Source organism: Microcoleus sp. Aus8_D2, assembly GCF_036702665.1.
Classification (GTDB): domain Bacteria; phylum Cyanobacteriota; class Cyanobacteriia; order Cyanobacteriales; family Microcoleaceae; genus Microcoleus.
On sequence record NZ_JAUBUN010000092.1, the window covers coordinates 1 to 4,453 of the forward strand.

The window sequence follows — 4,453 nt, forward strand, 5'->3', positions numbered from 1 at the left end:
ACTCCCGGCGGTAAGGGCGCTGGAGTCGGCGTTGGCGCTGGAGTCGGCGTTGGCGTTGGAGTCGGCGTTGGTATTGGTTCTTCTTCTGGTAGCCTAGCAAATTCCAATGAAATTGTAGTTGGGGTGCCAGGAATCTGATAGGAAATCGTGATGCCCGTTGAGCCATTAGTACCTTTGGAGACTGAAATTCCAATTCCCAAAACCTCCCCTCCAATCGAACCCCCGGAGATTTTCCCCGTGCTCGTATCTATAATTATTCCCCCGGAGATTCCCACAATGCCCCCGGGAATTTCTGCGCCACCGCTAATAGAGATTGAATTTTTAGTCGGATCTTCAAAGTTAGGAGAGCCGCTGATGTCGAAGCGCAGCGGGCTTACATCTACCTGTACGCCTCCAGTTACTGAAATTCCGGCAATTTGAAGAATTTCTTGGCTGATTCCAATCCCGGAAGCGCTCGCTGATGGCTGGGCTTTCCCGCCGATGTTGGGGCTGCCATCCTTGCTAAGATCGAAACGGTTTGCCCTATTCTTACTAAGGTCAATTCCGCTTGATTTAGCAGGGGAAAGAGTCGATTTGGAACTGACGCGACTAGACATAACTAGCCTCTATTCCGGCTATCCGGCTGTCAGAACCTTCGGCGATCGCCCACAACTCCCCAGTCAGATTGTTTTCTTCCCCCATACTCCAACTGCCGCCATTGGCCGCCAAATACATACCAGTACCCACAGCCACCGCGGACGTGCCGGCAATCCAAATATCCGAATCCCCGATATTGCTAGCGTAAAACACGGCTCGATTTGAATTTGCCACTCTAAATCTGGTGGGAGTGGATGGAATATTGACGCCGTAGGGAACAGCAGCGCCAACGGATTTTAACGGCTTTTCTATTAATTGAATCTCGAATCTAAAATCACCTTCTAAATTAATATAATCGCCCGCTCCCAAGACGCCAGAGCCATAGTTGATTATAGAGATACCCAGGCGATCGTCGGGACTTAATAATTTAAGTTGGTTGATTGTCAAATACGGGATGACAAAAGGGATTGTCGTTTCCCTACCTTTATTTTGCAACCTAGCATTCGATAAAGTTGACCACGCGCCAGTACCTTTGCGGGCGTGAAATCTCAAGCCCAAAAAAGGGTACTTTTCCTCTACCTTCAGCATTTCTGCAATTTTCTCTGCGCTGTTCATCTCCGGATACAACTCAGGGAAAGGAGCTTGAGCCAAGGAGGGAAGATAAACGGCACCGCTCAAAGTTTCCAAATAAAAACTTTTTTCAATAAAATAAGTAGCTTCTAGCGCCGTGTATTGACTGAATACCTCAGAGCAATTAAGAATCTCAATAATATTAGTGCCGTCGGCACTGGTGATTGAGCGCCGAAAGGTGCGAGTGCCACTAAGTGAATTGTTGCTCATAGTAACCAGTTCTTACCCTCAATTACCGAGCCACCACCGGGCAACTGGACAACTTCAACGGGGAAGTCTATATCTGCGCTGAAATTGCAATTAGTATCCCCAGAATTGCCTAAAACAAACTGACAGCGGCGCACGTTGCTTTTGCCGTCAGGATTCTTGGCGGTGTCTAACTCCAAAGCCTTCAGGTCTACGATTCCCTGCATTACCGCTTGAGTGAGGTTAGGCGCGGTGCTGCTGCCGCCAGTACCGCTGGTAAAGGTGGAAGTCGTCAGATAATGAGTAGCTATTTGTGTAACTTGCCCTGTTGCCACTGTCGCAGCCTGACAGTTAATCAACAGGGATACCGTTGCTACTTTTGTGGATAAATTTACGGTAATAGTCACGGAATCAGTTCGCTTAGCACTTCTACTTAAGTCATTTTCTTCTTTTTCTAGTTGGGCTAGCAACCCGTAAACATATCGCTCTTTGCTAGCAGAACCTCCAGCCTGAGAAACTCCGGTGACTGTGGCGCCAATGCCAGATGTATGCGCTGCCATTTTTGGGGATTTTTATAAGTATCTTTTTAGTTTATTAACTTTTTGCCTGGGGTTTTGATTTGAATCTCTTCTTAAGAAGTTGCTCTTATAGACAAAAGAGCAACTTTTAAATATTTAGAAAACGCCTGAAATCAAGCCGTCCAGCAGTTAGACTAAAAAGTAGCAGCAAACAGTTTATGATTGCCGCCTAATTAACCTAAAAGAGCAACGAATGAAACTATCTAGGTTCGGGCAATCGACGCCCCTAGACCCGAAAACTTACCAGCAAATCAGCAACTGTTTTGCAACAGATATTTACAAAATATTTTTAGCATTGGCTTGGTACACTGGAGAAAGGCCGCAGGCTATTCTCAAGATGGATGTCGTTCACGTTTACGTAGAGCCGTCACAGCGAATCGTAAGAGATACGATAATTTATCCGGCTAGCAACAGGAAAGACAACAAGTCAAGAGAGATTCCGGTTCACCGGGCACTTAAGCTTATTCTGGGTAATTATCAACCGCCGTCCGAAGGGTATTTATTTCCTTCTTTGTACAAGGATAAAGACCATTTAAGCAGGCAAGCAACCGATAAAGCGTTTCGGCGAGCATTATCAAAAGCTGGTTTGGAAAATCAAGGGTATTCTTTGTACTCCGCTCGTCGGGGATTCGTAACTCATTTGAAGAGGCTCGGGTACGACATAAAAGTCATCCAACGGTTGACCGGACACCGGAGTCTAAACTCATTGGTTCGGTATATCGATGTATCTGAAGAGCAACTAAGAAAAGCAATAGAGAATTTCTAAATATGACTTTGTTTAACCCTAGTTCCGCTAACTCGCAACAACAACCGGCTTTTTCTAACTCCGGCACGACTTCGGATTTTTCGCTGACAACGGCAACGACGACGATCGCGAGCGATCGCACTGCCGCCAAAAATAGACGAGGACTCGTTCTCTTTAATGACGGGACTGCAAACGCGCTCTTTAACTACGGCACGACAATTTCTGCCACAACTTTTACAGCGGAACTGCTTCCCGGTGGCTACTTTGAAGACACTACAGGCTGGCAAGGGCCAATGGTTGCACGCGCAGCAAACAATGCCACATCAATCAACGTGGCAGAGATAGTAATTATCTAAACTATGCCGCTCAACAACCCGATTACAGAGGCCCAGATACCGCCGCCGATCGCCAGAGACACAGAAACGGCGGCGGCGATCGCAAATCATGAGGCCCAGACCAATCCTCATCCCCAGTATGCGACAACAAACTCCCAAGAGTTTTCTGGTGGAGTGCTGTCAACAACGGGAACTGCTCCAACTCTTAGCAATCCCTCGGCAAACTCCCGAATTGGATGGGGCATCGCTTCCGGTAACACCCCTTTTTTATTTTTTATCAACAAGCTTGCACCTGTTGGCGCCAAAATTGTAGATTTTATACTGGATCAATTTGGGAATTTTTATGTAAGGAAGATTAATGACAATTACAGTCCTGCTGGGCTGATAGAGAACATCATTCACGTTAGTCCACAAGGGAATATATCTTTACTAAAGAACCTAGAAATTAATGGATTTGTCAAAGTTGGAACCACGGGCATAAAGATTAAAACAATCAGCGGGACAACGGCGGGCGCATCAAATACTTATACAAGTTTCCCGCATGATTTAAACGGTGGCAAAATTATTTTTGCTACTGCCGTTGTTTACTACGCTGCAAACTCGGCAATGCCGCCAAACCATCCTGTTGCAGCAGCAGGATGTACGTTTGCTGTTTACTGCGATGCAAGCAACCTAGTCATTTATTTGCCGCCGAGTACATCTGCAAATATTTTGAATAAAAACTTTATTGCGACAATCTTTTATGTTGAGTAGCTGCCGTCCCGAAGCATAGTGGCAACCTCTGATGGCGAAATTCCGATCGCCAAGAGCGATCGCACTTCCGCGACTTTCGCCTGCGCGATCGGCGAATCGGTGTTGCCCCCGCGAATATGCACCTGTCGTACTTTGCCGCCATCTTTGTAGGATAGGCGGTAATATTCGCCGCCTCTAGCCGTACCGCGCGGCCGATAGGTGGAGATTGAATTGAATACTACACCATCAACATCGGGCAAGCAATTTGATTCTCCAACGGCGACCTCTACAAGGGTTGGAGAATCAATTTTACCGGGCGGGGGTGGTGATTCTCCAACCGTCTCAAACTGAGTATTAGTATCGGTTTCGCTGTGCGGGGGGTTTGATTCTCCAACGGCAACCTCTACAGCGGTTGGAGAATCAACTCTATCGGGAGGAAGCAATACAAACTCATCCGGGTAGAGATACCCCCAAGACTTAGTAAGCTCGTTCCAGAACTTGCAACTTCCATTTTGCGGATGGATAGCGTCGATCGTGACAATATCTCCTTTCTTGAGGCAAGCTGCGTGAGGAGTTTTTCGCTTGAGTTTGACCCGATCGCCAACCTTATAAGTCATCTTTTAAAAAGTAGTAGGGTAAAAAGTGCGATCGGGCAATTTGCCCGATCGCGC

At 46.8% G+C, this 4,453-nt stretch carries 7 protein-coding genes; 3 read left to right on the top strand and 4 right to left on the bottom strand.

Annotated features, from left to right (window positions below; all coding sequences use genetic code 11):
• The 3 genes from QUB64_RS32615 to QUB64_RS32625 all read right to left on the bottom strand — a co-directional run.
• On the bottom strand, positions 1–596 hold a 596-nt coding region (locus QUB64_RS32615), incomplete at its 3' end, for a hypothetical protein (protein ID WP_333278717.1).
• The gene (locus QUB64_RS32620; protein WP_333278720.1) at positions 589–1,416 is read right to left on the bottom strand and encodes a hypothetical protein; all 828 of its coding nucleotides are present in this window, start codon (positions 1,414–1,416) and stop codon (positions 589–591) included. The genes QUB64_RS32615 and QUB64_RS32620, both read right to left, overlap by 8 nt.
• On the bottom strand, positions 1,413–1,952 hold the full coding sequence (locus QUB64_RS32625; protein WP_333278722.1) for a hypothetical protein: 540 nt from the start codon (positions 1,950–1,952) through the stop codon (positions 1,413–1,415). The genes QUB64_RS32620 and QUB64_RS32625 overlap by 4 nt, the downstream gene beginning before the upstream one ends.
• Before the next feature lie 211 nt (positions 1,953–2,163).
• Between QUB64_RS32625 and QUB64_RS32630 the strand changes: the two genes are divergently transcribed.
• From QUB64_RS32630 to QUB64_RS32640, 3 genes are read left to right on the top strand one after another with little or no spacing between them, the layout of a single operon-like run.
• Entirely contained in the window at positions 2,164–2,736 is a 573-nt protein-coding gene (locus tag QUB64_RS32630) for a tyrosine-type recombinase/integrase (RefSeq protein WP_333278724.1), read from the top strand.
• A 2-nt stretch (positions 2,737–2,738) separates the two neighbouring features.
• On the top strand, positions 2,739–3,071 hold the full coding sequence (locus QUB64_RS32635) for a hypothetical protein (protein ID WP_333278726.1): 333 nt from the start codon (positions 2,739–2,741) through the stop codon (positions 3,069–3,071).
• A gap of 3 nt (positions 3,072–3,074) precedes the next feature.
• The gene (locus tag QUB64_RS32640) at positions 3,075–3,803 is read left to right on the top strand and encodes a hypothetical protein (protein ID WP_333278728.1); all 729 of its coding nucleotides are present in this window, start codon (positions 3,075–3,077) and stop codon (positions 3,801–3,803) included.
• Here QUB64_RS32640 and QUB64_RS32645 read toward each other — a convergent pair.
• On the bottom strand, positions 3,791–4,399 hold the full coding sequence (locus QUB64_RS32645; protein ID WP_333278731.1) for a hypothetical protein: 609 nt from the start codon (positions 4,397–4,399) through the stop codon (positions 3,791–3,793). The genes QUB64_RS32640 and QUB64_RS32645 overlap by 13 nt on opposite strands.
• Between the last annotated feature and the right edge of the window lie 54 nt (positions 4,400–4,453).

Bases quoted from the DNA above. Each gene is read 5' to 3' on its own strand.
- QUB64_RS32620 (WP_333278720.1), bottom strand. From the start codon at position 1,416: ATGAGCAACAATTCACTTAGTGGCACTCGCACCTTTCGGCGCTCAATC.
- QUB64_RS32625 (WP_333278722.1), bottom strand. From the start codon at position 1,952: ATGGCAGCGCATACATCTGGCATTGGCGCCACAGTCACCGGAGTTTCT.
- QUB64_RS32630 (WP_333278724.1), top strand. From the start codon at position 2,164: ATGAAACTATCTAGGTTCGGGCAATCGACGCCCCTAGACCCGAAAACT.
- QUB64_RS32635 (WP_333278726.1), top strand. From the start codon at position 2,739: ATGACTTTGTTTAACCCTAGTTCCGCTAACTCGCAACAACAACCGGCT.
- QUB64_RS32640 (WP_333278728.1), top strand. From the start codon at position 3,075: ATGCCGCTCAACAACCCGATTACAGAGGCCCAGATACCGCCGCCGATC.
- QUB64_RS32645 (WP_333278731.1), bottom strand. From the start codon at position 4,399: ATGACTTATAAGGTTGGCGATCGGGTCAAACTCAAGCGAAAAACTCCT.